We start from the raw sequence: 26,589 nt of genomic DNA, 5'->3' as shown, positions 1-26,589 counted from the left end.
GGGCCGTGCGGGCTGCGTGGCGGCTCAGTAGCCGACGATGGGACCGAAGGCGTCGGCGAGCGGGGCGCGGTTCACGCCGCGCAGCTCGTCGACCGAGACGGTGAACGCGTCCTGCACCTCGAGGGCGTCGGAGGCGGCGTCGGTCACACCGATGCGGCGCACGGGGTAGCCGCGGCCCTCGCAGAGGCCGCGGAACTTGACGTCGTCCTCGCGCGGAACCGTGACGATGACGCGGCCCGTGGACTCGCTGAACAGCGCCGTCGCGAGGTCGATGCCGGCGTCTTCGACGATCTCGCCGAGGAACACGCGAGCGCCGATGCCGAAGCGCGACACGCCCTCGGCCAGCGCGACCGCGAGTCCGCCGTCGCTCAGGTCGTGCGCGGAGTCGATGAGCCCCTCGAGCGCGGCCGCGTTCAGCAGCTCGCCGAGCGTCTTCTCGCGCTCGAGATCGACCGCCGGCGGGCGACCGCCGAGGTGGTCGTGCACGGTGCCGGCCCAGGCCGAGCCATCGAGCTCGAGCGCGGTGTCGCCGAGCAGGTAGATGTTGTGGCCGTCGTCCTGCCAGCCGCTCGGGACCCGGCGCGCGACATCGTCGATCACCCCGAGCACGGCGATCACCGGGGTCGGGTGGATCGGGACATCGCCGGTCTGGTTGTAGAAGGAGACGTTGCCGCCGGTCACGGGGATGCCGAGCTCGAGGCAGCCGTCGGAGAGGCCCTCGACGGTCTGCGAGAACTGCCACATGACCTCGGGGTTCTCGGGGGAGCCGAAGTTCAGGCAGTCGCTCACGCCCATGGGCTTGGCGCCGGTCACGGCGACGTTGCGGTACGCCTCGGCGAGCGCGAGCTTGGCGCCCTGCTTCGGGTCGAGCTGCGAGTAGCGGCCGTTGGCATCGGTCGCGACCGCGACGCCGAGGCCGGACTCCTCGTCGACGCGGATCATGCCGGCGTCGTCGGGCGAGCCGAGCGCCGTGTTGCCGAGCACGTAGGAGTCGTACTGGTTCGTGACCCACGCGGCGTCGGCCTGGTTCGCCGAGCCGACGAGCTGGAGGAACTGCTCGCGGAGCTGCTCCGGCGCCTCGGGCCGCGCGAGGCTCGCGGCCGAGTCGGCCTGGAGCGCATCGATCCAGCCGGGGTACGCGACGGGGCGCTCGTAGACCGGGCCGTCGACCGCGACCGTGCGCGGGTCGACGTTGACGATCTCCTCGCCGCGCCAGGTGATCGAGAGGCGGCCGGTGTCGGTGACCTCGCCGAGCACGCTGGTCTCGACGTCCCACTTCTGCACGACCTCGAGGAAGCCGGCGAGTTTCTCGGGCCGCACGATCGCCATCATGCGCTCCTGGCTCTCGCTCATGAGGATCTCCTCCGGCGTGAGCGTCGGGTCGCGCAGCAGCACCTCGTCGAGCACGATCGACATGCCGCCGTCGCCGTTCGAGGCGAGCTCGCTCGTCGCGCAGGAGATTCCGGCGGCGCCCAGGTCTTGGATGCCCTCGACGAGGTCGGCGGCGAAGAGCTCGAGGCAGCACTCGATGAGCACCTTCTCGGCGAAGGGGTCGCCGACCTGCACTGCGGGGCGCTTGGTCGGGCCGCCCTCGGCGAAGGTGTCGGAGGCGAGGATCGACGCGCCGCCGATGCCGTCGCCGCCCGTGCGAGCACCGAACAGTACGACCTTGTTGCCGGCACCCTTCGCGTTCGCGAGGTGGAGGTCTTCGTGACGGAGTACGCCCACGGCGAGGGCGTTGACGAGCGGGTTCGCCTGGTAGGTGGGGTCGAACCAGGTCTCGCCGCCGATGTTCGGCAGGCCGAGGCAGTTGCCGTAGAAGCTGATGCCTGAGACGACACCGTGCACGACCCGGGCCGTGTCGGGGTGGTCGATCGCGCCGAAGCGCAGCGCGTCCATCACGGCGACCGGGCGGGCGCCCATCGAGATGATGTCGCGAACGATGCCGCCGACGCCGGTCGCGGCGCCCTGGAACGGCTCGATGTAGGAGGGGTGGTTGTGCGACTCGATCTTGAAGGTGACGGCCCAGCCCTCGCCGATGTCGAGGACGCCCGCGTTCTCACCCATGCCCACCATGAGGTGCTGCTTCATCTCGGGCGTGACCTTCTTGCCGAACTGGCGCAGATAGATCTTCGAGGACTTGTACGAGCAGTGCTCGCTCCACATCACGGAGTACATCGCGAGCTCGGCGCTCGTGGGGCGGCGACCGAGGATGTTGCGGATGCGCTCGTACTCGTCGGGCTTCAGGCCGAGCGCCGCGTAGGGCTGCTCCTTCTCGGGCGTCGAGGCCGCGACGTCGACGGTGTCGAGGGGCTGGCTCCCTGAACTCGTCGAAGGGGCGGTCGAAGCAGGGGTGGTGGCCGGCTGAGTCACAGGGGAGTCTCCAGGGCTGAGCGACGGATGCCGCGGACGGAAGCCTGACCGGATCAGTCTACCGGCGGCGCGCGGGCTCGGCGGCCGGGCGCAGCTGGCCATCGGCGGTCACTCGCGCTCGACGCCGAAGCTGCGTTTCACGAGCGCCTGGACGTCGCGATCGAGGCTGTCGACGCGGTGATGGAGCGTCGTGAGTTCGCCGCGGAGCTCGCCGAGTTCGCCGCGGAGCTCGCCGAGTTCGCCGCGGAGCTCCCCTCGGAGCTCGCTGAGCCCACTGCGGAACTCGCCGCGGAGCTCGCCGAACGCGCCGCGGAGCTCGGTTCGTACGCTGCCGATCTCGACCCGGATCACACGGAGGAAGACCGTCGTCATCAGCGTGAGCATGCCGAAGAGCGCGGCGGCGAAGACGCCGAGCAGCGTCCAGACCTGGGGTTCATTCACTTCGATCACCGTTCCATCATGGGCTGGTGATCCCGAGACTTCCAGGGCCGGACGCGTGGAAGTGGCGCTATCGCACATCTGTGAACGCTGCAGCCGCTGCATTCGGCTGTGGAGGGACGGCACGTGGCCGTCGCCGTCACTCCTCCCGGGCGAACGCGGCCGCCCGCGCGACCTGCTCCGGCGTCAGCGGGGCTCCGGTGTACCGCTCGAACTGACGGGCCGCCTGCAGCGCGTGCACCTCGGCGCCCGAGATCACGAGCTTGCCCGCGTCGCGCCCGGCCCGGATGAGCGGCGTCTCGGCCGGGAAGGCCACGACGTCGAAGACGACCGCCGCCGTCGTGATGTGCTCCGGCGGGAAGGCGAGGGTCTCGGCATCCGCCCCGGCCATCCCGATCGGCGTGACGTTCACGATCACGTCCGCCGTCCCCGGCCCCGGGTCGTCGGCGAGCCATTCGTAGCCGTATTTCTCGGCGAGCGCCGGCCCGAGCTCTCGGTTCCGGGCGAGCACGGTCACCCGGGCGAAGCCGGCGTCCCGGAAGGCGGCCACGACCGCCTTCGCCATGCCTCCGGACCCCCGGACGAGCACCCGCGCCTCGGGGTCCAGCCCGTTCGCGCGGATCAGCTCCGCGATCGCCTCATAGTCGGTGTTGGCCGCGACGAGCCGTCCGCCGTCGTTCACGATCGTGTTCACGGACTCGATGGCGAGCGCCGAGGGCTCGAGCTCGTCGACGAGCGGGATCACCGCCTCCTTGAACGGCATCGAGACGCTCGCACCGCGGATGCCGAGCGCCCGGATGCCACGGACCGCTCCCTCGATGTCCTCGGTCGAGAACGCCTTGTAGACGAAGTTCAGCCCGAGCTCGTCGTAGAGGAAGTTGTGGAACCGCGTTCCCAGGTTCGACGGCCGCGCCGAGAGCGAGATGCACAGGGTCATGTCCTTGTTCAGGATGGGCATGCTCCCAGTGTGCACCCGGCGCTCGTGGAAGTGGCGCGCTCGTGGAAGTGGCGCGCTCCGGATGCCTCGAGGGCACGCTCGGCGTCGGCTCGAGGCATCCGCGCCACTTCGGCAGCGACGCGCCAGTAGAGATGGCGCAACGAAGCGGAAGTGGCGCGCTCGCGGAGCGCGGGCGGGCCGGGCGGGCAGGCCGGGCGGGCGGGCCGGGCGGGCCGGGCGGGCGGATCGGGCCCGCGCGCGCCCGCCCGCCGGTACACTGGGACGTGGTCGTCGGTTCCCGGCGGCCCTGGGCGCGCACATCGGCGCGCAGTCCTCGTCGCGGCGCATGCGCGGAGCCCCGCCCCGGTGCCGACGAGCGACACGTTCCCTCCTGGGTATCCGCATGACCTCGTCTTCGTCGCGCGCCGTTCCGGCGCCGCCCTTCCCGTGGCTCGGGCTGCTCACCCTCGCCACCGCCGTCTTTCTCTCCATCACGATCGAGATGATCCCCACGGGACTCCTGCCCGACATGAGCCGCGAGCTCGGCGTCGGCGAGCCCGCGATCGGCGTGCTCGTCACCGTCTTCGCCGGCACCGTCGTGATCGCCGCGGTGCCACTCTCGGCCCTCACCCGCCGGGTGCCGCGCCGGACGCTCATCGTGATCACCCTCGGCATCCTCGCGCTCAGCTGCGTGCTGACCGCGCTCGCGCCGAACTACCCTGCCGTCGTCGCGACCCGCGTGCTCGGCGGTGCCGCGCACGCCGTGTTCTGGTCGGTCGTCGGCGCCTACGCCGGCCACCTCGTGCCGAAGGAGCAGCTCGCCCGCGCGGTCTCGATCAGCGTCGCCGGCGGCTCGCTCGCCTTCGTGCTCGGCGTGCCGCTCAGCACCGCGCTCGGGCAGGCCTTCGGGTGGCGTCTCGCGTTCGCCGTGGTCGGCGGCGCCGCGCTCCTCGGCGCGCTGCTCGTGCTGCGCTTCCTGCCGCCTGTGGCGCACCACGCCGCCAGCGCCGACGCGGAACCGCTCAGCCTCCGCCGAGACCCGACGTTCGTGCCCGTGGTCGTCGTGTGCCTCATCACGATGGTGACGATGATCGGCGCGTACACCTTCTACACCTTCGTCGCGCCGTTCATCACCGAGGTGATGGGCCTGCCGGCGAGCGCCATCAGCCCCATGCTGCTCGCCTACGGCATCGCCGGTGCGGTCGGCCTCCTGCTCGCCGGCACCGTGCTCGGACGTCGACCGACCGTGGGGCTCGTCATCGCGCTCGTCGCGACCGGCATCGGCGTCGCCGGACTGGCCGCCTTCGCGCAGTCGCCCGTCGTCGGGATCGCCTCGTTCCTGCTCTGGGGCACGGCGTTCGGCGCGCTGCCGCCGATGCTGAACACCCGGCTGCTGCACTCGGCGTCCGCTCGGATCCGCGACGCCGCGGCCTCGTTCTACACGACCGCGTTCAACCTCGGCATCGGCGGCGGCGCGCTGCTCGGCTCGGTGCTCTACGGCGCGATCGGGCTCGCGGGACTCCCCTGGGTATTCGTGGCGCTGCTCGTCTGCTCGACGGCCGCCCTCGTCTGGACGGCGCTCGTCAACCGCGTGCGTCGGTAACGGGAGGCCGTTCGGCGCCGATCGGGCCGGCGCAGGTCGGCTCGCCGCTCGTTCAGCTCTGCCAGCCTCCGGGCGGGCCGAGCACCAGCAGTCCGCCGAAGATCGCGGCGATCGCGACGACGGCGACCGAGGCGAGGAGCACGGGGCGGGCGAGGAACCAGCGCAGCACCCGGTTCCACCACGCGCCGTCGTCCGGGTGGTCGGTGGGCTCGCGGCGCCAGTCGCCCTCGAGGCGACCGCTGCGCACGAGGTGCAGCTCGAACGGGATCGTCGCATACGGCACGATCGCGGTGAGGACGGCGAAGGCGATGCGGCCGACGCTCCAGCGCTGGTTCACGCCGACGAGGATCGAGCTCGCCGCGTAGGCGAGGAAGACGAAGCCGTGGATCGAACCGCCCACGAGCACCGCCCACTCGACGCCGGCGGCGTACTTCAGGATCATGGCGACGATGAGGATCGTCCAGGTGACGGCCTCGGCGAGGGCGAGGCCGCGGAAGAGCCGCTTGGGGCTGAGTGTGGTCATAGGTGGGGGACTCCAGCGATCGGGATGCTTCCATCGTCGCCGATCCGGCGGGTCGAGGCATCCGTCGAAGGTTGGAACCGCGCCGAGCGGATGCCTCGACGGCGCGCCCACCGCGCCCGACGGCCCCCGCCGTTCCGGCGGGCGCGCGCGGCGGGCTAGCCTGTCACGGTGAACGAGTCCGAAACCCGTGCCCTGGTCGAGTCGCACCTCGCGCTCATCCCCGACTTCCCGGAGCCGGGCGTGCTCTTCCGCGACCTGACGCCGGTCTTCGCCGACGGGGAGGCGTTCCACGCGCTCGCCGAGGCGTTGACGGCGCCGTTCGCGGGGCGCTTCGACGTGCTCGCCGGGGTCGAGGCCCGCGGCTTTCTCCTCGCGGCGGCCGCCTCCGTGGCGGCCGGGGTGGGCGTGCTGCCGATCCGTAAGGCGGGCAAGCTGCCGCGCGCGGTGCTCCGCGAGGAGTACTCGCTCGAGTACGGCACGGCGGCGCTCGAGGTGCACGAGGGCGAGCTCCCGCCGGGCACCCGCGTGCTGATCGTCGACGATGTGCTCGCGACCGGGGGGACGGTGGCCGCCGCGGCGCGCCTCGTCGAGCGGGCCGGATGGCACGTGGCCGGCGTCTCCGTCGCGATCGAGCTCGCCGAGCTGCGCGGGCGCGACGCGCTCCCCGCCCGGCTCGAGGCGTACAGCCTGCTCAGTTATTGACCCACCCCCGCCAGCCGCGCGGGCGGCGGCTACTTCAGCAGGTCCGGGTCGGATCTGGATGCCGGTGATCGTGTTGATCGCGAGCACCAGGATCAGGGCGTTGAAGAAGAAGCTGAGCGAGGTGTGCCAGATCACGGTCCAGCGCATGCGCGTGGTCGTCACCTGCACGTCCGACACTGAGAAGTTCGTCGCGTTGGTGAAGGCGAAGTAGACGAAGTCGATGAGCTCCGGCTCCGGGGTCCTCGGGAACTCGAGCGGCGGGATGCCGGGTGCCCGGTGATAGCGCGAATAGTAGATCCGTGCCCAACCCCAGTGGAACAGGCCCCACGCGACGAGCATCGCCCAGACGGCGAACAGCTCGATGAAGCCGCTCCATTCAGGGTCGTTCCGCAGCACGATGAGCTGGATCGCCGCCACGACGCCGACCGTGCTCGACGAGAAGGTGAGCAGGGTCGCCGCGATCCGCATCGCGGGGTGCGCGAGGAAGCGGCGGGTCTCGGCGCGGCCGGCCATGCCGGGCAGCCGCACGGCGAGGTTCAGCGCCACGATCGTGACGACGAGGTAGAAGGTGCCGACGAGGCACCAGCCCACGAGCTCCTCGATGTCGTCGCCGACGATGAACGCAACGCCGAGCCAGACGAGCGGGATCTGGATCACGAGCCCGAGCGACTCCGCGACCATCGCCCCCACGTCGGCGCCATGCTGCTTCGCCGTGCTCGTCGCCACGGTGCGCTCCTCCCCGGGCGAGCGGCGTTCGCCGCGGCATCCCTCCGTCTGCTCGTAGCCTGCCGCAGCGGGGGCGCGAGCGCCAGCATCGGCGCGCGGATGCCTCGCAGCGCCGTCAACCCCCTCCCCGTGCACAGCCGGCGGGCCTAGCGTCACACGGATGAGCGAGCTCCCCGACTTCTCCGACCTCCGCGCCCTCTACGTGAACTGCACGCTGAAGCGCAGCCCGGAGCGCAGCAACACCCAGGGCCTCATGGATGCGAGCATCGCCCTCATGCGCGAGCACGGGGTGCACGTCGACGTGCTGCGATTCGTGGACCTCGACGTCGCCACGGGCGTCTACCCGGACATGCGCGAGCACGGCTGGGCGAGCGACGCGTGGCCCGAGGAGGTGTGGCCGCTCGTCGAGGCGGCCGACATCCTGGTCATCGGCGGACCGATCTGGCTCGGCGACAACTCCTCCGTCACGAAGCGGCTGATCGAGCGGCTCTACGCGATGAGCGGCGAGCGGAACGAGCGCGGCCAGTACGTCTACTACGGCAAGGTCGGTGGGGCGATCATCACCGGCAACGAGGACGGCCTCAAGCACTGCGCGATGGACGTGCTGTTCAGCCTGCAGCACATCGGCGTGGCCATCCCGCCGGGGGCGGATGCCGGCTGGGTCGGCGAGGCGGGCCCCGGGCCGAGCTACCTCGACCCGGGATCCGGCGGGCCCGAAAACGAATTCACCAACCGGAACACGACGTTCCTCAGCTACAACCTGCTGCATCTGGCGCGGCTGCTGAAGGACGCGGGCGGCTTCCCGCTCGGGGGCAACTCGATCGCCGAGTGGGAGGACGGGCAGCGCTCGGGCTTCGAGCCGAACCCGTACGGTGCGAACCCCGAGTACCGCTGAGCGCGCTCGGCCGCCCCTGCCCCTGCCCTCTGTCCCCTCGAGGGGGTCGAATTGCGACACGCGCACGGCTCGAGCCCGTCGTTTCTGCCGGAAAACGACCCCCTCGAGGGTGGGCCCTCGGGGGAGGGAGTGGGCAAGGGGGAGGGAGTGGGCGAGTGGCCGGGCGGGGCGGGCAGGGTGAGGCGGTGCGGGCGCGCTCAGCGTGCGTGCGGGTCCACGGCGACGCGCACGTGCGTGCCCGCCGCGGCCGCGACGAGCGCCTCGTCGATCGCGTCGAGGGGGAAGCTCGCGCCGACCAGGTGCTCGGCGGCGAACGGCCCGGGCGTCGCCGCGAGGAAGTCGATCGCGCCCTGCAGGTGCGCCGGGGCGTAGTTGTGCACCCCGCGCACGGTGAGGAGGCGCCGCACCATCCGCTCGGGATCGAGCTCCACGGACGGCCCGGGCGAGACGCTGCCGACGAGCACGACCGTGCCGCCCACCTCGCTCGTCTCGAGCAGGGCGCGTACCGAGCGGGCGGAGCCGGATGCCTCGACGGAGAGCACCGGCGCCGCGCGGCCGTGGGCCGCGAGCTGGCCCGGGAGGGCGCCGTCGCCAGGGTCGAGCACGGTCCGCGCGCCGAAGCGCCGCGCGGGCTCGCGACGCGCGTCGTCGGGATCCACGACCGTGACGGTCGCCCCTGCCGCGCTCGCGATCGCGGTGACCGCGAGGCCGATCATGCCGGCGCCCGCCACGAGCACCTCGGCGCCGTCGAGCGGGGCGCCGCCACCGGCATCCAGCGCGGCGACCGCCGTCGCGGTCGAACATGAGGCGGGCGCCGCGAGCTCGGCCGGCATCGTCTCGGGCACGCGCACGATGCCGGTGCCGCGGAGCAGGTGCACGTGCGTCGCGAAGCCCCCCGAGAGCTCCCAGCCGCGCTCGAGCCGCTCGTGCCCGTACTTGCGCAGCTCGTGGCACTTCTGCGGAAGCCCGCGCAGGCAGCGTTCGCACGCCCCGCAGCTCGCCGTGACGGTCCACACCACCCGGTCGCCGAGCGCGAGCACCGCGCCGTCGACCGAGGAGGCGCCGCCCGGGCCGAGGGCGACGACGCGCCCGACCTGCTCGTGGCCGAGCACGCCGGGGGCGGGCTGCCGGCGGTGACCGAGCACCGTGTGCACGTCGGAGCCGCAGACCGTCGCGAGCTCGACTTCGACGAGCACCTCGCCGGGCCGCAGCTCAACGCCGGGCACCGCGATCGACTCGTGCGCCCGACCGGGCTCGTGCCACACCATCGCCGCCGGCGACGGCGTCACGAGCACCGCGCCGGCCGAGGTGCGCGCGGGGCTCACGCCGACGCGCCGGGGTCGACCTCGAGGCGCGCCGCGTCGAGGCCGAGCAGCGCGGGGAGCTCGGCGACGGAACCGAGCACCTCGTCGGCCCCGGCGTCCTCGAGGGCGTCGCGGTCGTGGGCGCCGGTGAGCACGCCGACGACGAGCCCGGCGCCCGCGTTCACGCCGGAGCGCATGTCACTGCGGGTGTCGCCGACGACGGCCATCGCCTCGACCGAGCTCGTGCCGGTGCGCAGCAGGGCGGTGAGCGGCATATCGGGGTGCGGGCGTCCGCGCCCGGCGTCGGCCGGGGCGAGCACGAGGTCGGCGAGCCCGGTCCAGCCGAGCGCGCCGAGCAGGGCGTCCCGCGTCGCGGGGGAGAACCCGGTGGTGAGGACGACGGATGCCCCGGCTTCGCGCAGCGCGCGCACCGCTGCCTCGGCACCGGGGATCGCCTCGACGCCGACCTCGTCGATGAGCTCGGCGTAGGCGCGCTCGAACTCCTCGTTGGCGCGCTGCGCGACGGCCTCGTCGCCGGTGAGCGCGCGGAAGACCTCGATCTTCGACTGGCCCATGGTGTCGCGTACGTACTGCAGCGCGGTCTCGCGCGCCTCGCCCTCCGGGGCGAAGCCGGCGCGCTCGGCCGCGAGGGCGAAGGCGCGCTCGACGAGTCCGTCGTCGCGGACGGTCGTGCCGGCGAGGTCGAGCACGACGAGCTCGATCTCGTGGGAGTCGGCGGGCTCGGCGAGTCCGGGTGCGGTGTCGATGGTCATCTCGTGCCTTCCTGCTGGTGCCGCGTGCGCGGCGTCTGGGTCTGCGTCCCGGCCGGCGTCCGGGGTGCGGCGTCGGCGAAGCCGGCGACGACGTGCTCGGCGAGGCCGAGGCCGGTCGTCATGCCGATGCCGGTCGTGGCCGCGGCGAGGTGCACGCCGGGACGGGCCTCCAGATCGAGGAACTCGTCGCGGCCGCTCGCGTACACGCCCTGCCAGCGTTCGAGCACCCGGGGCGTCGCCCCGAACAGCGCCTGGAACTCCTCGAGCAGCGCGTCGGCGGCGGCCTCCGGCTGGAACGGGGTCACGGCGGGGCCGCGGTAGTGCGTGTCCCCGACGATGAGGCTGCCGTCGGGCAGCTGCGTGTACATCTGGTTGAGGTCGAGGGCGGCGAGATCCGGGCGTTCGCCGTGCAGCCGCTCGCGGAGGGCGTCGACCGCGGGCGTGGCGGCGAAGCCCGAGTACCGCAGCAGCGACCAGCCGGTGAGCAGCGGCGCGTCGAGCGGTCGGGAGAGCTCGGCCGAGACGCGCAGCATGTCGAGGCCGCAGCGGAGGATGCCGAGCTCATCGGCGACCTCGGGGAACAGCTGGTCGACGTCATGGTTCGTCGCGACGACGATCCGCTCCGCCGCCACCTCGCCCCGGCTCGTCGCGACCCGCCCGGGCTCCACCGCGCCGACGGCGGTGCGGAAGCGGAACTCGACGCCCCGCTCGCGCAGGTGCGCCGTGATCGCGGCGAGCGCCTGGCGGGGGTTCGCCTGCAGATCGAGGGGCAGCACCGCGCCGCCGACCGCGGAGCCCGCGGGGATCGGCAGCCGGGCGGTGATCGTCGCGGCGTCGAGCAGCTCGACCTCGGCACGCCCGGCCGGAAGCTCGGGCGCGTCGCTCGCGCCGGCTCTGGCGGCCGCGAGCTCCTCGAGCACGGCGAGCTCGTCGGCGGCGCGGGCGACGACGAGCGTGCCCGACTCGCGAAGCCACACCCCGGCGTCGCGGGCCAGCCGCAGCCAGAGTTCGCGGGCGGCGAGGCCGTGCCGGCGGGCGACGCCGGTCTGCGGCGTCACGCAGAGGTGGCCGAAGTTGCGGACCGAGGCGCCGTTCGCCTCGGCCCCGCGCTCGACGACGAGCACGCGCAGGCCCCGGCGGAGGCCCGCGTACGCCGCGCCCAGCCCGATCACGCCGCCGCCCACCACCACGAGGTCGTAGCGCTCGGCACTCAGACCGGCGCTCAGCTCCGCGCTCAACGGAACACCCGCCGCATCCACATCGCGAGGCCCTCGACGGCGAGCACGGTCACGAGGATCATCAGCACGATCGCCGTCACGACGCCGTAGTTGGAGCCCTGACCGGCGTTCAGCAGGTAGTAGCCGATGCCGCCGCCGCCGACGATGCCGAGGATCGTCGCCGCGCGGATGTTCGTGTCGAGCAGGTAGAAGCTGTGCCCGATGATCGCGGGCGTGCCCTGCGGCAGCGTGGCGGCGGCGTAGCGCTGGAAACGACTCGCCCCGGTCGCGGTGATCGCGCGCTCGGGTCCGCCCTTCACCTCCTCGAGCGAGTCGGCGATGAGCTTGCCGGCGAGCCCGATCCCGCCGAAGGCGAGTGCGAGGGTGCCCGCCTGCGCGCCGAGGCCGGTGATGACGATGAGCACGATCGCGAGGATCACCTCGGGCACCCCGCGGATGCCGACGAGGAGGAACCGCGCGCCCGCCCGGGTGCCGCGGTTCGGGGCGACGTTGCGGGCGGCGAGGGAGCCGATCACGATCGAGGCGAGCAGCGTCAGCACGGCCGCCGCGAGGGCGATGGCGATCGTCTCGAGCATCGCACCCGACATCCGCGTCCAGTCGTACGCGCCGAAGCTCGGCGGCCAGAACTGCGCCGCGACCGGCGGGATCTTCGCCCACACCGTGACGAGATCGCCCCACTGGATGTTGCAGACCACGATCGCGCCGATGAGGAGGGCGGCGGTCACCCAGCTCCAGATCGTCGTGCGCACGCGGGCGGCGGTCCACGGGCGGCGGACCGCGGCCTCGGCGGTCGTCGCGGCGAGCGGCCCGCCGCTCGCCCGGCCGCCGTGCAGCATGGCCCGTCGCACCGCGCTCGAGATGAGCTCCATGAGCACGCAGAGGGCGAGCATGACGATCGCGATGCCGAGCCCGAGCGAGTAGTTCAGCGACTTGAAGGCGTGCGACATCTCGAGGCCGAGGCCGGCGACGCCCACGTAGCCGAGCACGACCGATCCGCGCAGGTTGATGTCGTTGCGGTGCAGCACGGTCGCCACCCAGCTGGGCAGCACCTGCGGCAGGATGCCGCTCGTGAACTGCTGCAGCTTCGAGCCGCCGGCGGCGCGGATGGCCCGGCGCGGGCCCTCGTCGATCTGCTCGATGGCGTCGGCGAAGAGCTTCGCGATCATCCCGATCGAGTGGATGCCGATCGCGAGGATGCCGGGCAGCGAGCCGAGCGAGAACAGCAGGACGAACACCATGGCGAGCACGACGTCGGGCAGCGCGCGGGTGAAGACCGTGATGAAGCGGGCGGCCGCGCGCCATCCGGGCCCCGGCGTCGTGTTCGACGCCGCGAGGTCGGCGATCGGCACGGAGCAGATCGCGGCGAAGAGCGTGCCGGTCACGACGATGCCGAGGGTGAGCGCGGTGAGCTGGACGAGTTCGAGCGGCTCCGGGAAGCGGATCGTGCCGACGCGGGTGAAGAAGCGCTCGGCGTTCGACCAGCTCTCGAGCATCGACGGCAGCGAGATGCCGAGCGAGTTCAGGGCGAAGAGCGAGGCCACGACGAGGGCGACGAGGGCGAGGCCGGCGGCGATCCGCTCCGGCGAGCGGCGGTGCTTGGGGGCGCGCTCGGCGACGGAGGCGGCTCCTGCGGCCGGGGCGAGGGCGGTCATCGACCGGCTCCCTCGGCGAGCGGCTCGGCGTGCTCCGGGCGGGCCTCGGACGAGGCATCCGCGAGCTCCGTCTCGATCGCCTCGAGCTCGGCCGTGGCCGTCGCGACCCGGCCGTAGATCTCCATGACCTCGGCCTTGCCGAGGCCCTCGGTCGGGGTGTCGAGCACGAGGCGGCCGCCGCGGAGCCCCACGATGCGGTCGCCCCACGCGAGCGCGAGATCGACCTGGTGCAGGCTGCACACGACGGTGAGCCCCGCGTCCATCGCGATCTCGCGGATGAGGGCCATGACCTGCTCGCTCGACTCGGGGTCGAGCGAGGCGACGGGCTCGTCCGCGAGGAGGATCTCCGGCTCCTGCATGAGCGCGCGGGCGATCGCCACGCGCTGCTGCTGCCCGCCGGAGAGGGTGTCGGCGCGCTGGTAGGCGCGGTCGAGCAGGCCGACCCGGTCGAGGTGGCCGAGCGCGGCGAGCTTCAGGCGGCGCGGGTAGCTCCACAGGCCGAGGCGCGGGCCGCGGAGTCGGGCGAGCGAGCCGGTGAGCACGTTCTCCAGCACCGTGAGCGAGGGGACGAGCTCGAACTGCTGGAACACGAAGCCGACCCGGCCGCGCAGGGCGCGGAGGCGCCGGCCGCGCAGGCGCGGCACCTCCTCGCCCAGCACGCGCACCGAACCGGACGTCGGCGTCTCCAGCCCGTCGAGGTGACGGAGCAGGGTCGACTTGCCGGAGCCGGAGAGCCCGAGGAGCACGACGATCTCGCCGCGGTCGATCGTGAGCTCGACGCCGTGCAGGGCGAGCGTGCGGTCGAATCGCTTGTCGAGGTCGCGCACCTCGATGATGGGGCTGGGCATGTCGGCTCGTTCCGGTTCGGTGGCGTGCATTCGGGTGGTCAGGCCGCGGGGATCAGCCCTGGCACTGCTCCGCGTTGGTCTTCTTGCAGATGTCGCGGATGGTGTCGTAGTAGGCGTCGTCGACGGGCTTGGTCTCGAAGAAGACCGAGCGGAAGCCGTCCGAGTCGGCGCTCTGCACGCCCGAGGCGATGATGTCGTCGATCGTCACCTCGCCGAGCAGCTCGGTGATCTGCGTCTTCAGCTCGGCCGGGAGCGAGTTCGAGACGACGATCGGGGCGCCGGGGACCATGGTCTCCGCGACGACCTTGACCTGATCGCTCTTCGCGACCTCGCTGTCCTCGGCGAAGCCCGCCTCGCACTCGACGCCCTCGCCGACCTTGCTGACGCTGACGTCGTGCTTGCCGGCGAACACCGGGGTGATGTCCTGCTCGGGGTCGACGCCGGCCTCGAGGAGGTTGTACGTCGGGAAGAGGTAGCCCGAGGTCGACGACGGGTCGACGAAGCAGACCTTCTTGCCGGCGAAGCCCGCGAGGTCGGTGATCCCGCTGCTCGCGGGCACGATGGCCTGCGAGTAGTAGCCGGGCTCCTGGCCCTCGGCCGTGACGATGGAGGAGATCGGGGTGAGCTCGGCGCCGTTGTTCGTGGCGGTCACGTAGGTGAAGCCGGAGAACGAGGCGACGTCGATCTTGCCGGCGACCGCAGCCTCGATGAGGGCCGCGTAGTCGGTCGACTCGTGGTACTCGACGGTCTTGCCGGTCTCCTGGGCGAGGTAGTCCATGAGCGGCTGGTAGTTGGTCTCGGTGTCGACCGAGTCGGGCACGACGCCGAACACGAGGGTGTTCGCGTCGACGGCGAAGCCGGCGGCGGCGTCGCCGGACTCGCCGGCGGAGGCCGTGCCCGAGCAGGCCGAGAGGCCGATGGCGAGGGCGGCGGCGCCGAGGAGCGCGAACGCGGAGGTCGTGGTGCGGGTGATCATGACGGCCTTTCAGGCAGGGGTGCGGATGCTGGCGACGGCAACGCTGCCAGATCACCCGAAAGATGTATACCGATCTCAGCGCGGATTCACGAGGTGTTCACTCTTCTTCCCCTGAACGTGAACCGCGGGTGTCCAGAAGCCCCACGGCGTTTCGCTTCGCGCCGGCTGGAAGTAGTCTGCCTACGTGACGTCGACGGTGTACAAGGAGATCGCCCAGGAACTGCGGCAGCGGATCGCGAGCGGGCAGCTCTCGCCCGGCGACGAGGTGCCCACCGAGGCGGAGCTCGCCGAGCAGTGGCACACCTCGCGCGGGCCGGTTCGCAATGCGCTCGCCGAGCTCCGGCAGGAGGGGCTCATCGAGACGAGCCGCGGGCGACCCGCGCGGGTCATCGAGCGCAAGGCGCACCAGGCGGTCGATGTCTCCATCCCGTTCACCCGCTGGGCGCGCGAGCTCGGCGCCGAGCCCGGGGCGGCCACCCAGGAGGTCTCGCTCCGCCGCGCCGACGAGGAGCAGGCGCTCCTGCTCGGCGTGGAGCCGGGCGAGCTCGTCGCGCACGTGCTGCGCCTGCGCCGGCTCGACGGCCGACCCGCGATGCTCGAGCGGCTCAGCTACGTCGAGGCCGCCGGGCGCATCCTGTTCGGCATCGACCTCGACGCCGTGTCGATCACCGAGGTGCTCGCCGAGCACGGCTTCGGCTCGAGCGACGTCGACCACGAGATCGACGCCGTCGCCGCCGACGAGCTCGATGCGGCGCTGCTCGAGCTGCCGCTCGGCTCGCCGGTGCTGCGGCTGCGGCGCATCTCCCGGGATGCCGAGGGGCGGGTGTTCGAGGCATCCGACGACCGCTACCGCAGCGACCTCGTGCGCTTCACCGTGGCCGCGTCCGGCCGCGCGCCGCGCGGCGAGCACTACCTGCGGCCGATCGGCGGCTCGTGATCCGAGCGGGCGGCGGACTCAGATCGCGAGCAGGGCGATGCCGCCCACGACGAGCGCCGAGGCCGCGAGCCGCCAGCCCGGCCGGCCCTCCCGCAGCACGATCGCGCCGAACAGGCTCACGAGCACCACGCTGACCTCCCGCATGGGGGCGACGAGTGCGACCGGGGCCATCGTGACGGCGACGAGCACGAGGATGTAGGAGAGCGGCGAGAGCGCCCCGAACAGCAGGATGCGCGGCCAGTGCCGACGCGCGACCGGCAGCAGCTCGCGGCGGCGCCGGCCGAGCATCGCCGCGTAGAGCACGATCTCGCCCAGCGTGCAGCCGACCATGTACGCGACGGGCGGGACGGCCCACTCCCGCACCGCGTGCGCGTCCCACACGGTGTAGATCGCGATGGCGACGCCCGTCGCGAGGCCCCACGCGATGCCAGGGTCGAGGCGGAGACGGCGGCGCGGCTGGGGTGCCTCGGCGGCCGCTGTCCCGTCAGCGGTGCCGGGCGCCCCGGCGCTCCCGCGTCCGCGGTCGAGCATTCCGATCGCCACGATGCCGGCGAGGATGACCGCGATGCCGGCAAAGGCGGCGGACGAGGGGCGTTCGCCGAGCAGGGTCACCGCGACGATCACGGTCAGCGTCGGCCCGGTGCCCCGAGCGGTCGCGTAGACCGTCGAGAGCCGGCCACCGGCGTAGCCGCGCTGCAGCACGAGCATGTAGCCGCAGTGCAACAGCGCCGAGACGCCGACGCCGAGGGCGACCTCCTCGGGTCTCGCATTGCCGAGGCCCCCGGTGGCGGGCACGAGCGGCAGCCAGACGAGTGTCGCGGCGACGGCGCCCCACCAGAGGAAGGGAACGCCGATGCGGCTGACGCCGTGGGCGAGGATGTTCCACGCAGCGTGGCAGACGGCGGCGGCGAGGACGAGGGCGAGCGCGGTGGGCGACATGGGGACCTTCTGCCCGCCGCGGGGCGCGACGAACCGGTCCTCCGGGCTTTTGTCCTGTCAGATGACGGCCGCCGCTGGCAGTGGCCGTGGCGCCGCTCGGACCAGTCGGGCGGACCTCGCGGTCGGCCCCGGAACCCTAGGCGCTATCGCCCTCGACGCTAGCAGCCGGGCTGCGGCGCACCGGGCCGGTGCGGCGTCGCGAGCGGATCGTTCACCGGGAGTTCGCCTCGGCGAGTCCGCCCCGCCGGCGAGGCGGGTGAACAGCTGTGCCGGCGCGGGCGCCGGTCGCTCAGTCGACCCCGAAGTTGCGCCGCACGAGCATCTGCACGTCACGGTCGAGGCCGTCGATGCGGTGACCGACCGCGTCGAAGCGGGCCTCGACCGCCTCGAAGCGTGCCCGCATCTCTTCGCGCACGCCGTCGATCTCGCTGCGCACGCCGCCGATCTCGCTGCGCACGCCGCCGAGCTCGGCTCGGAGCACGCGGACGAACCCGACCGACACCACCGTGAGCATGCCGAACATGAGCGTCGTGAACACCCCCAGCATGGTCCACACCTGCGCCTCGGTCATCTGCACCCCTTCATCGTCGCCGTTCCACGGCCAGACTTCCAGCGCCGGGCGCACGGAAGTGGCGCGATTACGAAGCAGTGGAGCAGGGAGTGCGGAGCTCGATTGTGGAGGAGACGGGTCAGACCGAAGCGAGGGTGCGCTGGATGACGCTCGTGAAGAAGCGCAGCCCGTCGACTCCCGAGCGCATCGCCACGGCGGTGTCGGGGCCGAAGCCGGGCTCGACCGCGTGCTCGGGGTGCGGCATGAGGCCGACCACGTTGCCACGCGCGTTCGTGATGCCCGCGATGTCGCGGAGCGAGCCGTTCGGGTTCACGTCGACATAGCGGAACACGACACGGCCTTCGCCCTCGAGGCGATCGAGCGTCTCGTCGTCGGCGATGAAACCGCCCTCGCCGTTCTTCAGCGGGATGGTGATCTGCTCGCCGGCCTCGAACTCGCCGGTCCAGTCGGTCGAGTCGTTCTCGATCCGCAGCACCTGGTCGCGGCAGATGAACGCGCCGTGGTCGTTGCGGATCAGACCGCCCTCGAGCAGGTGCGCCTCGGTCAGCATTTGGAAGCCGTTGCAGATGCCGAGGACGGGCATGCCGCGGTTCGCGGCATCCACGACCTCGGTCATGATCGGTGAGAGCGAAGCGATCGCGCCGCAGCGCAGGTAGTCGCCGTAGCTGAAGCCGCCGGGAAGGATGAGGGCGTCGACGCCCTCGAGGTCGTGCGAGCCGTGCCAGAGCGCGACGGGCTCGGCGCCGGCGAGGCGCACCGCGCGCTGCGCGTCGCGGTCGTCGAGCGAGCCGGGGAAGGTGATGACGCCGACGCGCATGGGATCAGGCCCCGGCGTTCGCGTCGTCGTCGCCGACGGCGTCGCCGAAGTCGATCGCGACGACGTCCTCGATGACCGAGTTCGACAGGATCTCCTCGGCGATCGTGCGGATCTCGGCGCGCACGGCCTCGTCGATCGGCCCGTCGACCGTGATCTCGAATCGCTTGCCCTGGCGGACTCCGGTGACGAGCGAGTGACCCGTGCGGGTCAGGGCGCCGGCGACGGCCTTCCCCTGCGGGTCGAGCAGCTCGGGCTTCGGCATCACGTCGACGACGATGGTGGGCACCTGGGACTCCGTCCGGTGTCGAGGGTGGGGATGCCTCGATTCTAGCTTGCCCGTGCGGGCGGGGTTTGCGGGCGCAGCATTCCGGGCGTACTATTCCGGGCGGAATAGATGATGGCGATTGCCTCTACGATCGACCGACCGCGAGAAGGGAGGACCGGATGCCGCGACTCACGCCGCTCGGCGTCACCGCCCTCGCCGTCCTCGCCGAGGGCGACATGCACCCCTACGAGATGTACCAGCTGATGCTGGCGCGCAAGGAGGATCGCGTCGTCAAGCTCTCGCCCGGCTCGCTGTACCGGGCCGTCGAGCGCTTCGCCGCCGACGGGCTGATCGCCGAGGTCGGCGTCGAGCGCGAGGGCAACCGGCCCGAGCGCACGGTGTACTCCATCACGGAGCGCGGCCGGGAGGCGCTCCGCGAATCCATCGCCGAGATGCTCGCCCGGCACGTCAACGAGTTCCCCGAGTTCCCCGCCGCGATCGGCGAGGCGCACAACCTGACGGCGGGTGAGGTCGTCCGCCTCCTCGGCGAACGGGTCGCCAGCATCCGCGAGACCATCCGCTTCATCGACACCGCGCTCGAGGGCATCGCCGCGCGCGGCGTCGCGACCGCGCACGTGCTCAACGTGCATTACACCCGGGCCATGCTCGTCGCCGAGGCGGACTGGCTCGACTCCACGATCTCCGAGCTCGGGACGGGCGCCCTCGCCTGGCCCGGGCCGGCCGACTGACTCCGAAAGGTTCCGAAATGGAACGCAAGCCCTGGCCCGCCCTCTGGGCCCTCGTCATCGGGTTCTTCATGATCCTCGTCGACTCGACGATCGTGTCGATCGCCAACCCGGCCATCCTCGAGGACCTGAACACCGACATCACCGCCGTGCTCTGGGTGACGAGCGCGTACCTGCTCGCCTACGCGGTGCCGCTGCTCATCACGGGCCGCCTGGGCGACCGCTTCGGCCCGAAGCGGATCTACCTCATCGGCCTCGTGATCTTCACCCTCGCCTCGCTCTGGTGCGGCTTCGCGGGCGACATCACGATGCTGATCGCCGCGCGCGCCGTGCAGGGGCTCGGTGCCGCTCTGATGACGCCCCAGACGATGGCGGTCATCACCCGCATCTTCCCGCCGAACCAGCGCGGGGCGGCGATGGGGCTCTGGGGCGCGGTCGCGGGCATCGCGACCCTCGTCGGCCCGATTCTCGGCGGCGTGCTCGTCGACACCCTCGGCTGGGAGTGGATCTTCTTCGTCAACGTCCCCGTCGGCATCGTCGCCTTCGCGATGGCGGTCTGGCTCGTGCCGAACCTCGAGACCCACGCGCACCGCTTCGACTGGCTCGGCGTCGTGCTGAGCGGCGTCGGCATGTTCCTCGTCGTGTTCGGCATCCAGGAGGACGAGAGCTACGACTGGGGCACCATCGTCGGCCCGATCAGCGTGTGGGGCCTCATCATCACCGGTGCCGTGGTCCTCGCCGGCTTCCTCGTCTGGCAGCGGTTCAACCGCGCGGAGCCGCTGCTGCCGCTCGCGCTCTTCCGCGACCGCAACTTCGCGTTGTCGAACGTCGCGATCTCGCTCGTGGGCCTCGCGATCACCTCGATGCCGCTGCCGCTCGCCTTCTACTTCCAGATCGCCCGTGGGCTCGACCCGACGCAGGCGGCGCTCATGCTCGCGCCGATGGCGGTGGCCTCCGGCATCATGGCGCCGATCATCGGCAAGCTGACCGACCGGGTCGACCCGAAGTGGGTCGCGCTCGCCGGGTTCTCGACGGTCGCGGTCGCGCTCGCCTGGATGGCGCTCTGGCTCTCGCCGGAGGCGGAGCTCTGGACCCTGCTCTTCCCGGTCGCGCTGCTCGGGTTCGGACTCTCCGGCATCTGGGCGCCCCTCGCCTCCTCGGCGACGCGCAACCTGCCGCAGCAGCAGGCGGGCGCGGGCTCCGGCGTGTACAACATGACCCGCCAGGTCGGCTCGGTGCTCGGCAGCGCGGCGATCACGGCGCTGCTGAACGCGCGGCTCGCAGCTGAGCTGCCCGGGTTCTCCGGCGGCTTCGGCGGCGAGGCGGCGGGAGCCGCCGGCTCGGGCGGGCTGCCGCCGCAGCTCGCCGCGGGCTTCGCGACGGCGATGAGCCAGTCGCTCTGGCTGCCGGTGATCGGGTTCGCGCTCGGCGCCGTCGTGGTGCTGTTCTTCGCCAAGCCGAAGGTCACGGTCGCGTGGGGCGGGCAGCGTCCGGATGACTCGGGCAGCGCGGATGCCGCGGGCGGCGCGCCTGCCGAGGCATCCGCGTCCCGCTCGGAGTAGTCGCGCCGTCCTCTCCCCTTCCCGCCTCACCCCCTCCCGCAGGGCAGGGCAGGGCAGGGGAGGGGCCGGCCCCTAGGCCAGCCCGGCCCGCTCGGTCAGCACCTGGCGGAGCACCTGCTCGGTCTGCTGCAGCCCGCGGTGCACCTCCTCGAAGCTCGTCGACAGCGGCGAGAGGCCGATGCGCAGGCCGCCCGGATCGCGGTAGTCGGGGATCACGTCGCGCTGCCAGAGCCTGGCGGTCACCTCGCGCATGGCGTCGTGATGCAGGGTGACGTGTCCGCCGCGCTCCTCGGGGTCGGCGGGCGAGGCGAGGGTGACGCCGAGCGGGGCGAGCCACGCCTCGGAGAGCTCGATCGCGAAGGCGGTGAGCGCCATCGACTTCGCCCGGATCGCGGGCATGCCGGCCTCCTCGATCATCGCGAGGGTCTCGGCCATCGGCAGCATGCCGAGGATCGGCGCGGTGCCGGAGAGGAAGCGGCGGATGCCGGGAACGGGCTCGTACTCCGGCCCCATCAGGAACATGTCCTTGGTGCCCCACCAGCCCTGGATGGGCTGCGCGAGCACGCCCTGCAGGTCTTCGCGGACGTAGGCGAACGCGGGCGAGCCGGGGCCGCCGTTCAGGTACTTGTAGGTGCAGCCGACGGCGAGGTCGAAGCCCCAGGCATCCGCCTTCACCGGAACCGAGCCGGCCGAGTGGCAGAGATCCCAGAGGATGAGCGCCCCGGCGTCGTGCGCGATGCGGGTGAGTTCGGGGGCGTCGGCGAGATGCGCCGAGCGGTAGGCGACGTGCGAGACCACGACGAGGGCGGTCTCGGGCCCGACGGCCTGTGCGAGCTGCGCGGGGGTGACGCCGGCCGCCGTGTCGACCTCGATCCAGCGCAGGCGCAGCCCGCGCTCGTTCGCGATGCCCTCGAGCACGTAGCGGTCGGTGGGGAAGTTGTCGGTGTCGACGACGATCTCCCGACGCTGCGGGTCACGGGCGATCTGCGCGTCGACCGCGGCGCGCGCGAGCTTGTAGAGCAGCACCGTCGTCGAGTCGGCGACGATCGTCTGCCCGGCCGTCGCCTCGATCACCGCGCGGCCGATGCGGTCGCCGACCTCGGTCGGCTGCGCGAGCCAGGCCTCGTCCCAGCCGCGGATGAGCCGGCCGCCCCATTCCTCGGTCATGAACTGCTGCATGCGCTCGATGGCAGCGAGCGGCGGACGGCCGAGCGAGTTGCCGTCGAAGTAGACGAGCGGACCGTCGGCGCCGGCGAAGCGCTTGCGGTAGTGGGCGAGGCCGTCGGCCCGGTCCATGCGGCGGGCGTAGGCGAGGTGCTGGTCGAGGCTCATCCGAACTCCAGGTTCTCGATCGGGACGACGCGGGCGGCCGCGAGCCAGGCCGGCAGCTCGTCGGCGTCGCCCGGCGGCAGGCCGGGCACGAAGGTGGCGAGGGCGTCGCCGCCCCACTCGGCCGCCTCGGCGAGCGGCCACGGGTCGGTCAGCGAGCCGATGAGCTCGGCCGGCGGCAGCCCGGCGGCGAGCAGGCCGGAGAGCTCGCCGGTGTTCACGCCGTCGGGCAGCTCGCCGTTGCCGAGGTCGGTGCCGTAGAGCACCCGACCGCCGACGGCGCGGAACCGGGCCGTGTTGTCGACAGCGATCGCGAGCGCGGATGCCTCGCCGGCGCGCACATGGATGTCGAACGTCGAGATCCAGCACTGGCCCGCGGCGGCCGCCCGGGCGACGAGTCCGTCGTCGAGGCGCTCGGTGAACGGGGCGTGCACGAGGGCGTCGGCGCCGGCCTCGATCGCGAGTCGGGCCATGCCCTCGCCCTCCGCGTGCGCGGCGACGAGCAGGCCGTGCGCGCGGGCGGCGGCGATGATCGCGTCGAGCGTCTCGCGGTCGAAGACCGGGCCGGCGACGGCGTTCAGCATGACCTTCACGAGCGTGGCGCCGAAGGCGGCCTGCTCGGCCACGGCCGTCTCGATCGGGTCGGGGAGGGCCCGGCGCTCGTGCGCGCCGATCGGCGCAGGCAGCTCGCGGAGGCTGCCCTGGCGGAGCCACCAGCGGTCGCCCGGATAGCCGCCGGGCGCGGTCAGGAACTGGCCGGCGTGCACCACGCGCGGCAGCGGCTCGCGGGCGGCGAGGGCCGAGATCGCGGTGAGCTCGGCGCCGAGGTCGACGACGCCCGCGATGCCCGCTCTCGGCGCGGCATCCGGGTCGACCATCTGCAGGTGCACGTGGTGGTCGACGAACGGCGGGAAGGCCACCCCCTCGGGCCCCGGCGTGCCGTCGGCGAGGCGCAGCCTGGCCGACCGGCCGGGGAGCCCGCCCGGCGCGGTGGTGCCGTCGCCCGCCGTCATGATCACCCGGGGATCTCGGTGCGGACGGCGAACAGCTCCGGGAAGAAGGTGAGCTCGAGCGCGCGGCGCAGGAACGGCGCGCCCGACGATCCGCCCGTGCCGGTCTTCGAGCCGATGATGCGCTCGACCGTCTTCAGGTGGCGGAAGCGCCAGAGCTGGAAGTTGTCCTCGAGGTCGACGAGCTCCTCGCAGGTCTCGTACGCCGCCCAGTGCTCGTCGGGGTTCGCGTAGATCGAGGCGAAGAGGGGCACCAGTTCGGGCTGGAAGGTCCAGGCGAGGGTGACGTCGCGCTCGAGCGCTGCGGACGGCACGGGGTAGCCGCGACGCGCGAGCAGCCGGAGGAACTCGTCGTAGAGGCTCGGCTGTTCGAGGGCCCGGCGAACGACCGCGTGCGCCAGGGGATCGGCGTCGAAGACCTGCAGCATCTTTGCGTTCTTGTTGCCGAGCACGAACTCGACCGCGCGGTACTGGTACGACTGGAAGCCGCTCGCGTTGCCGAGGACATTGCGGAACTGCGCGTACTCGGTGGGCGTCAGCGTCGCGAGCACCGACCACTGCTCGGTCAGCGTCTTCTGGATGTGCTTCACCCGGGCGACGCACTTCAGCGCGGGGGCGAGCTCGTCGGCGCGCAGGTAGGCGCAGGCCGCCTCGAGCTCGTGCAGGACGAGCTTCAGCCAGAGCTCGGTGGTCTGGTGCTGGATGATGAACAGCAGCTCGTCGTGATGCTCGGGCCGGGAGATCGGCCGCTGCGCGGCGAGCAGCGTGCCGAGGTCGAGGTACCCGCCGTAGCTCATGCGGTCGCTGAAGTCGGTGACGACGGATGCCTCGATCTGCCGGGTGTTCGCTTCGACGCCGTTGGATTCGACGCCGTTCGCCACGTCTTCGTGCTGAGTCACGGAGCCAGCCTACGCGCGCGCCTCGGCTGACCGGGTCCCGAAGTGCATGGAGGTGGCGCTCTGCGAAAATCCGCATGAATGGCCGGGGGCTTCCGTCGCTAGAATTCGAGGATGAGCTCGTCGACCTCCACCCGTCGCGACGCTAGGCGCAACCACGAGCGGCTGCTCGTGGAAGCCCGTCGCCTGTTCGCCGAGCGCGGCATCGATGCGCCGCTCGACGAACTCGCCACTCGAGCGGGGGTGGGGGCCGGCACGGTGTACCGGCACTTCCCGAACCGCGAGGCCCTGCTGCTCGAGCTCTACGACTCGGCGCTCGTCATGTTCCGCGACATGCAGCCCGAGATCCTCGAGGCCGACACCGCCTGGCAGTCGATCGAGCGCTACATCGAGCGCCTCGCGGGGTGGATCGCCGAGACCCCGTACCTCGCGGCGCTGCTGCACCGCGTCGGCGAGATCTACCCCGACCACCAGCCAGCGCTCGCGATGGAGCCGCTGCTGAACGAGCTCGTCGAGCGCGCCAAGGCCGAGGGCTCGCTGCGCGCCGACGTCACGGGCGTCGACCTCTCCGTGCTCGCGAACATGCTCGGCTCGGTCGGGCAGTTCGGCGGCGGCTACCTGCCGCACTGGCACCGGCAGCTGACCATCGTGTTCGACGGGCTGCGCGCCCGCCCCGAGCTCACCCCACTGCCGGGCGAGGCGCCGAGCTTCGCCGAGTTCCACGAGCTGCAGCACGGGCGCGGCGCCACGGAGTAGGAACACCGACGCGGATGCCTCGACGAGGCATCCGCGTGGGATGCATCCGCGCCCGAGGCATCCGCTCGCTGCGCGGCCTACTGGGCCGCGCGCACCTCGACGAGGTTCCCACGGGTCGTCGAAGGCGAGCGTGCGGCCGTCGTCCCGCACGCCGACGCGGAAGTGCGCCATCCGCTCGCCGAGCGCGCCGAGCTCCTCGGCGTCGGGCACGACGATCTCGACCTTGCCGAGCCCGAGGGCGAGCCCGCGGCGGCCGGCGCCCCGGCTGCCCCAGGTGTTCATCGCCATGTGGTGGTGGTAGCCGCCGGCCGAGACGAACAGGGCCTGATCGCCCAGCTCGGCGGTCGTCTCGAAGCCGAGGCGCTCGACGTAGAACTCGCGCGCGCTCGCCACGTCGCCGACGGAGAGGTGCACGTGGCCGACGATCGCGCTGCCGAGCCCGGTGCCCGCTGCCGCGGCCTGCACGCCCGGCTCGCCGAGGTGTTCGCGCAGGTACGCGTTCGGGTCGAGGTGCATCGTCGCCATCTCGACGGTGCCGTGCACCCAGCTCCAGGTGGAGCGGTCGCGGTCGAAGTAGAGCTCGACGCCGTTGCCCTCCGGGTCGGTGAAGTAGAAGGCCTCGCTGACGAGATGGTCGGCGCTGCCCGTGAAGGTGCCCGGGTATCGGGAGGCGACCGAGTAGATCGAGGTCGCGAGCGCCTCGCGCGAGTCGAAGAGGATGGCCGTGTGGTACAGCCCGGCGTCGCGCGGGGAGGCGTGGCGCAGCTCCGGCGCGTGCTCGAGCACGATGATCGGCGTGGCGCCGCGGCCGAGCACGGCGACCGGTCCGTCGTGGCGCAGCAGCTCGAGGGTGACGCCGTCGCGGTAGTACCGGATCATGCCGTCGAGGTCGGCGACCCGCAGCGTCACGGCACCCATGCCGGTGTCGGCGGCGAGGAGTCCGGCGCCCTTCGGCGCCCCATTGGTTGTAAGCACAACTAATACTACCGCGCAGCGCCCCGCGCTATTCCCTCCCACCTCCTCCTATCCGAGTTGCCCGACTTTCATGAAAGTTGGGCAACTCAAGAAGGGGAGCCGGAGGACAGCCCAGTGGCGTTCGATCTGGTGCCGAGCTGGTCGTCTCTAGCCGGGCACGCAGCGACTCGGTCCCGCGGCGCCGGAGCCCAGGAGCGGTCTATCTGATCCTTGAGCGGCTTGAGCGGCTGCGGCGGGCGGCATCGGCATGGGGTGGCCTGCTGCGCAGTTGTGCCTAGCTCGCTGGGGGGCGCCGCACGAGGAAGCGGGCGACGGTCAGGATGACGACGCCGATGAATACGACGGTCCCTGTCCAGATGCGTTGCTCGGCGCTGCCTACCGTGAACGCCAGCACCACGGCGACGACCCCGACGGCGACGAGCGACCAGTAGGTCGCCATGAACCAGATGGGCGTGCGACGGGCGGTCTGCATGTCCCCCATGGGAGTGACTCTACCTCTCAGGCGTAGCAGTTCGCCGTGCAAGCTGTTGCCCCGGGCCGGTCCTGTCGTCAGTGGGTTCACTCATGGGCACCCTCACAACGCTCGTAGCTCTGCTCACTCTCGCGCTCACCTTGGTTGGGTACGAGTCGCGCCGGTCACGCCACTCATGTGGTGGCTCATCGGGGGGTTCGCGTTGGTCTCAGTAGGACTATTGCTCGGACTTCGAGCGATAGACCGGCGGGCCGAGGCCGTCGACGTAGCCGCCGTTTCCGGATCGGTTGGGGACTGAGTTCATGGCTGAGTTGCCCAACTTTCAT

Annotated in this window: 25 protein-coding genes and 2 pseudogenes; 7 read left to right on the top strand and 20 right to left on the bottom strand. The window is 72.2% G+C overall.

Annotation, left to right across the window (positions count from 1 at the left end; translation table 11 throughout):
• Positions 1–24: 24 nt before the first annotated feature.
• The 3 genes from purL to M3147_RS08890 all read right to left on the bottom strand — a co-directional run bounded on the left by purL (position 25) and on the right by M3147_RS08890 (position 3,769).
• Positions 25–2,373, bottom strand: coding sequence for a phosphoribosylformylglycinamidine synthase subunit PurL (purL, locus tag M3147_RS08900; RefSeq protein WP_251203111.1), 2,349 nt, complete (start codon positions 2,371–2,373; stop codon positions 25–27).
• A gap of 108 nt (positions 2,374–2,481) precedes the next feature.
• On the bottom strand, positions 2,482–2,823 hold the full coding sequence (locus M3147_RS08895) for a hypothetical protein (protein WP_251203110.1): 342 nt from the start codon (positions 2,821–2,823) through the stop codon (positions 2,482–2,484).
• 127 nt (positions 2,824–2,950) lie between these two features.
• On the bottom strand, positions 2,951–3,769 hold the full coding sequence (locus M3147_RS08890) for a shikimate 5-dehydrogenase (RefSeq protein ID WP_251203109.1): 819 nt from the start codon (positions 3,767–3,769) through the stop codon (positions 2,951–2,953).
• Positions 3,770–4,151: 382 nt separating this feature from the next.
• On the opposite strand from M3147_RS08890, the gene M3147_RS08885 reads away from it, so the two are divergent.
• Complete coding sequence (locus M3147_RS08885) at positions 4,152–5,351, top strand: MFS transporter (RefSeq protein ID WP_251203108.1); 1,200 nt, start codon at positions 4,152–4,154, stop codon at positions 5,349–5,351.
• 52 nt (positions 5,352–5,403) lie between these two features.
• On the opposite strand, the gene M3147_RS08880 is transcribed toward M3147_RS08885, so the two are convergent.
• Positions 5,404–5,874: a DUF3817 domain-containing protein gene (locus M3147_RS08880; protein ID WP_251203310.1), complete on the bottom strand. Its 471-nt coding sequence runs from the start codon at positions 5,872–5,874 to the stop codon at positions 5,404–5,406.
• Between the two features lie 168 nt (positions 5,875–6,042).
• On the opposite strand from M3147_RS08880, the gene M3147_RS08875 reads away from it, so the two are divergent.
• Complete coding sequence (locus M3147_RS08875) at positions 6,043–6,576, top strand: adenine phosphoribosyltransferase (protein WP_251203309.1); 534 nt, start codon at positions 6,043–6,045, stop codon at positions 6,574–6,576.
• Between the two features lie 99 nt (positions 6,577–6,675).
• Here the strand turns inward: M3147_RS08875 and M3147_RS08870 are convergent.
• Positions 6,676–7,257 (bottom strand): annotated as a pseudogene (locus M3147_RS08870) (DUF1345 domain-containing protein); the annotation flags it as partial.
• A gap of 205 nt (positions 7,258–7,462) precedes the next feature.
• On the opposite strand from M3147_RS08870, the gene M3147_RS08865 reads away from it, so the two are divergent.
• Entirely contained in the window at positions 7,463–8,197 is a 735-nt protein-coding gene (locus M3147_RS08865; RefSeq protein ID WP_251203107.1) for a flavodoxin family protein, read from the top strand.
• A gap of 197 nt (positions 8,198–8,394) precedes the next feature.
• On the opposite strand, the gene M3147_RS08860 is transcribed toward M3147_RS08865, so the two are convergent.
• From M3147_RS08860 to M3147_RS08835, 6 genes are read right to left on the bottom strand one after another with little or no spacing between them, the layout of a single operon-like run.
• On the bottom strand, positions 8,395–9,522 hold the full coding sequence (locus M3147_RS08860; protein ID WP_251203106.1) for a zinc-binding dehydrogenase: 1,128 nt from the start codon (positions 9,520–9,522) through the stop codon (positions 8,395–8,397).
• A complete protein-coding gene (locus tag M3147_RS08855; protein ID WP_251203105.1) occupies positions 9,519–10,274 on the bottom strand; it encodes a phosphonatase-like hydrolase in 756 nt (251 codons plus the stop codon). Before M3147_RS08855 ends, M3147_RS08860 begins: the two co-directional genes overlap by 4 nt.
• Entirely contained in the window at positions 10,271–11,512 is a 1,242-nt protein-coding gene (locus tag M3147_RS08850) for a TIGR03364 family FAD-dependent oxidoreductase (RefSeq protein ID WP_251203104.1), read from the bottom strand. The genes M3147_RS08855 and M3147_RS08850 overlap by 4 nt, the downstream gene beginning before the upstream one ends.
• Positions 11,509–13,164 (bottom strand): PhnE/PtxC family ABC transporter permease, encoded by a 1,656-nt coding sequence (locus tag M3147_RS08845; RefSeq protein ID WP_251203103.1) that lies wholly within the window; start codon positions 13,162–13,164, stop codon positions 11,509–11,511. Before M3147_RS08845 ends, M3147_RS08850 begins: the two co-directional genes overlap by 4 nt.
• Complete coding sequence (gene phnC, locus M3147_RS08840) at positions 13,161–14,012, bottom strand: phosphonate ABC transporter ATP-binding protein (protein WP_251203102.1); 852 nt, start codon at positions 14,010–14,012, stop codon at positions 13,161–13,163. The genes M3147_RS08845 and phnC overlap by 4 nt, the downstream gene beginning before the upstream one ends.
• 52 nt (positions 14,013–14,064) lie before the next feature.
• Positions 14,065–14,988, bottom strand: a complete 924-nt coding sequence (locus M3147_RS08835) for a phosphate/phosphite/phosphonate ABC transporter substrate-binding protein (RefSeq protein ID WP_251203101.1) — start codon at positions 14,986–14,988, stop codon at positions 14,065–14,067.
• 184 nt (positions 14,989–15,172) lie between these two features.
• Between M3147_RS08835 and M3147_RS08830 the strand changes: the two genes are divergently transcribed.
• Entirely contained in the window at positions 15,173–15,925 is a 753-nt protein-coding gene (locus tag M3147_RS08830) for a GntR family transcriptional regulator (RefSeq protein WP_251203100.1), read from the top strand.
• Between the two features lie 18 nt (positions 15,926–15,943).
• Here the strand turns inward: M3147_RS08830 and M3147_RS08825 are convergent, their stop codons facing one another.
• The 4 genes from M3147_RS08825 to purS form a co-directional block, all read right to left on the bottom strand.
• Positions 15,944–16,864 carry an EamA family transporter gene (locus tag M3147_RS08825; protein ID WP_251203099.1) on the bottom strand — a complete coding sequence of 307 codons (921 nt, stop codon included), beginning with the start codon at positions 16,862–16,864 and terminating at the stop codon, positions 15,944–15,946.
• Between the two features lie 289 nt (positions 16,865–17,153).
• Positions 17,154–17,435: a hypothetical protein gene (locus tag M3147_RS08820; RefSeq protein WP_251203098.1), complete on the bottom strand. Its 282-nt coding sequence runs from the start codon at positions 17,433–17,435 to the stop codon at positions 17,154–17,156.
• Positions 17,436–17,553: 118 nt separating this feature from the next.
• The gene (gene purQ / locus M3147_RS08815) at positions 17,554–18,252 is read right to left on the bottom strand and encodes a phosphoribosylformylglycinamidine synthase subunit PurQ (protein ID WP_251203097.1); all 699 of its coding nucleotides are present in this window, start codon (positions 18,250–18,252) and stop codon (positions 17,554–17,556) included.
• A 4-nt stretch (positions 18,253–18,256) separates the two neighbouring features.
• Entirely contained in the window at positions 18,257–18,538 is a 282-nt protein-coding gene (gene purS / locus M3147_RS08810) for a phosphoribosylformylglycinamidine synthase subunit PurS (RefSeq protein WP_251203096.1), read from the bottom strand.
• 158 nt (positions 18,539–18,696) lie between these two features.
• On the opposite strand from purS, the gene M3147_RS08805 reads away from it, so the two are divergent.
• Both M3147_RS08805 and M3147_RS08800 read left to right on the top strand, forming a co-directional pair.
• Positions 18,697–19,266, top strand: a complete 570-nt coding sequence (locus tag M3147_RS08805) for a PadR family transcriptional regulator (RefSeq protein WP_251203095.1) — start codon at positions 18,697–18,699, stop codon at positions 19,264–19,266.
• A 17-nt stretch (positions 19,267–19,283) separates the two neighbouring features.
• On the top strand, positions 19,284–20,825 hold the full coding sequence (locus M3147_RS08800; protein WP_251203094.1) for a DHA2 family efflux MFS transporter permease subunit: 1,542 nt from the start codon (positions 19,284–19,286) through the stop codon (positions 20,823–20,825).
• Positions 20,826–20,897: 72 nt separating this feature from the next.
• Here M3147_RS08800 and M3147_RS08795 read toward each other — a convergent pair whose 3' ends face one another.
• From M3147_RS08795 to kynA, 3 genes are read right to left on the bottom strand one after another with little or no spacing between them, the layout of a single operon-like run.
• Entirely contained in the window at positions 20,898–22,157 is a 1,260-nt protein-coding gene (locus M3147_RS08795) for a kynureninase (RefSeq protein ID WP_251203093.1), read from the bottom strand.
• The gene (locus M3147_RS08790; RefSeq protein ID WP_251203092.1) at positions 22,154–23,167 is read right to left on the bottom strand and encodes an amidohydrolase family protein; all 1,014 of its coding nucleotides are present in this window, start codon (positions 23,165–23,167) and stop codon (positions 22,154–22,156) included. Before M3147_RS08790 ends, M3147_RS08795 begins: the two co-directional genes overlap by 4 nt.
• Before the next feature lie 2 nt (positions 23,168–23,169).
• Positions 23,170–24,063, bottom strand: a complete 894-nt coding sequence (kynA, locus tag M3147_RS08785; protein WP_308201053.1) for a tryptophan 2,3-dioxygenase — start codon at positions 24,061–24,063, stop codon at positions 23,170–23,172.
• Positions 24,064–24,174: 111 nt separating this feature from the next.
• On the opposite strand from kynA, the gene M3147_RS19625 reads away from it, so the two are divergent.
• Positions 24,175–24,816 carry a TetR/AcrR family transcriptional regulator gene (locus M3147_RS19625; RefSeq protein WP_368859828.1) on the top strand — a complete coding sequence of 214 codons (642 nt, stop codon included), beginning with the start codon at positions 24,175–24,177 and terminating at the stop codon, positions 24,814–24,816.
• A gap of 108 nt (positions 24,817–24,924) precedes the next feature.
• On the opposite strand, the pseudogene M3147_RS08780 reads toward M3147_RS19625, so the two are convergent.
• Together M3147_RS08780 and M3147_RS08775 are read right to left on the bottom strand one after the other, a co-directional pair.
• A pseudogene (locus M3147_RS08780) lies at positions 24,925–25,734 on the bottom strand (VOC family protein); the annotation flags it as partial.
• Between the two features lie 331 nt (positions 25,735–26,065).
• Positions 26,066–26,272, bottom strand: a complete 207-nt coding sequence (locus tag M3147_RS08775; RefSeq protein WP_251203091.1) for a hypothetical protein — start codon at positions 26,270–26,272, stop codon at positions 26,066–26,068.
• Positions 26,273–26,589 lie beyond the last annotated feature (317 nt).

The organism is Agromyces mediolanus (genome assembly GCF_023715325.1).
Taxonomy (GTDB): domain Bacteria; phylum Actinomycetota; class Actinomycetes; order Actinomycetales; family Microbacteriaceae; genus Agromyces; species Agromyces mediolanus_A.
This window is presented reverse-complemented; position numbering and strand designations above follow the sequence as displayed.

Coding starts and splice junctions, on each gene's coding strand:
- M3147_RS08885 (WP_251203108.1), top strand. CDS start 4,152: ATGACCTCGTCTTCGTCGCGCGCCGTTCCGGCGCCGCCCTTCCCGTGG.
- M3147_RS08890 (WP_251203109.1), bottom strand. CDS start 3,769: ATGCCCATCCTGAACAAGGACATGACCCTGTGCATCTCGCTCTCGGCG.
- M3147_RS08800 (WP_251203094.1), top strand. CDS start 19,284: ATGGAACGCAAGCCCTGGCCCGCCCTCTGGGCCCTCGTCATCGGGTTC.
- M3147_RS08820 (WP_251203098.1), bottom strand. CDS start 17,435: ATGACCGAGGCGCAGGTGTGGACCATGCTGGGGGTGTTCACGACGCTC.
- M3147_RS19625 (WP_368859828.1), top strand. CDS start 24,175: ATGAGCTCGTCGACCTCCACCCGTCGCGACGCTAGGCGCAACCACGAG.
- purQ (WP_251203097.1), bottom strand. CDS start 18,252: ATGCGCGTCGGCGTCATCACCTTCCCCGGCTCGCTCGACGACCGCGAC.
- M3147_RS08795 (WP_251203093.1), bottom strand. CDS start 22,157: ATGAGCCTCGACCAGCACCTCGCCTACGCCCGCCGCATGGACCGGGCC.
- M3147_RS08855 (WP_251203105.1), bottom strand. CDS start 10,274: ATGACCATCGACACCGCACCCGGACTCGCCGAGCCCGCCGACTCCCAC.
- M3147_RS08805 (WP_251203095.1), top strand. CDS start 18,697: ATGCCGCGACTCACGCCGCTCGGCGTCACCGCCCTCGCCGTCCTCGCC.
- M3147_RS08775 (WP_251203091.1), bottom strand. CDS start 26,272: ATGGGGGACATGCAGACCGCCCGTCGCACGCCCATCTGGTTCATGGCG.
- M3147_RS08790 (WP_251203092.1), bottom strand. CDS start 23,167: ATGACGGCGGGCGACGGCACCACCGCGCCGGGCGGGCTCCCCGGCCGG.
- M3147_RS08835 (WP_251203101.1), bottom strand. CDS start 14,988: ATGATCACCCGCACCACGACCTCCGCGTTCGCGCTCCTCGGCGCCGCC.
- M3147_RS08880 (WP_251203310.1), bottom strand. CDS start 5,874: ATGACCACACTCAGCCCCAAGCGGCTCTTCCGCGGCCTCGCCCTCGCC.
- M3147_RS08845 (WP_251203103.1), bottom strand. CDS start 13,164: ATGACCGCCCTCGCCCCGGCCGCAGGAGCCGCCTCCGTCGCCGAGCGC.
- M3147_RS08825 (WP_251203099.1), bottom strand. CDS start 16,864: ATGTCGCCCACCGCGCTCGCCCTCGTCCTCGCCGCCGCCGTCTGCCAC.
- phnC (WP_251203102.1), bottom strand. CDS start 14,012: ATGCCCAGCCCCATCATCGAGGTGCGCGACCTCGACAAGCGATTCGAC.
- M3147_RS08865 (WP_251203107.1), top strand. CDS start 7,463: ATGAGCGAGCTCCCCGACTTCTCCGACCTCCGCGCCCTCTACGTGAAC.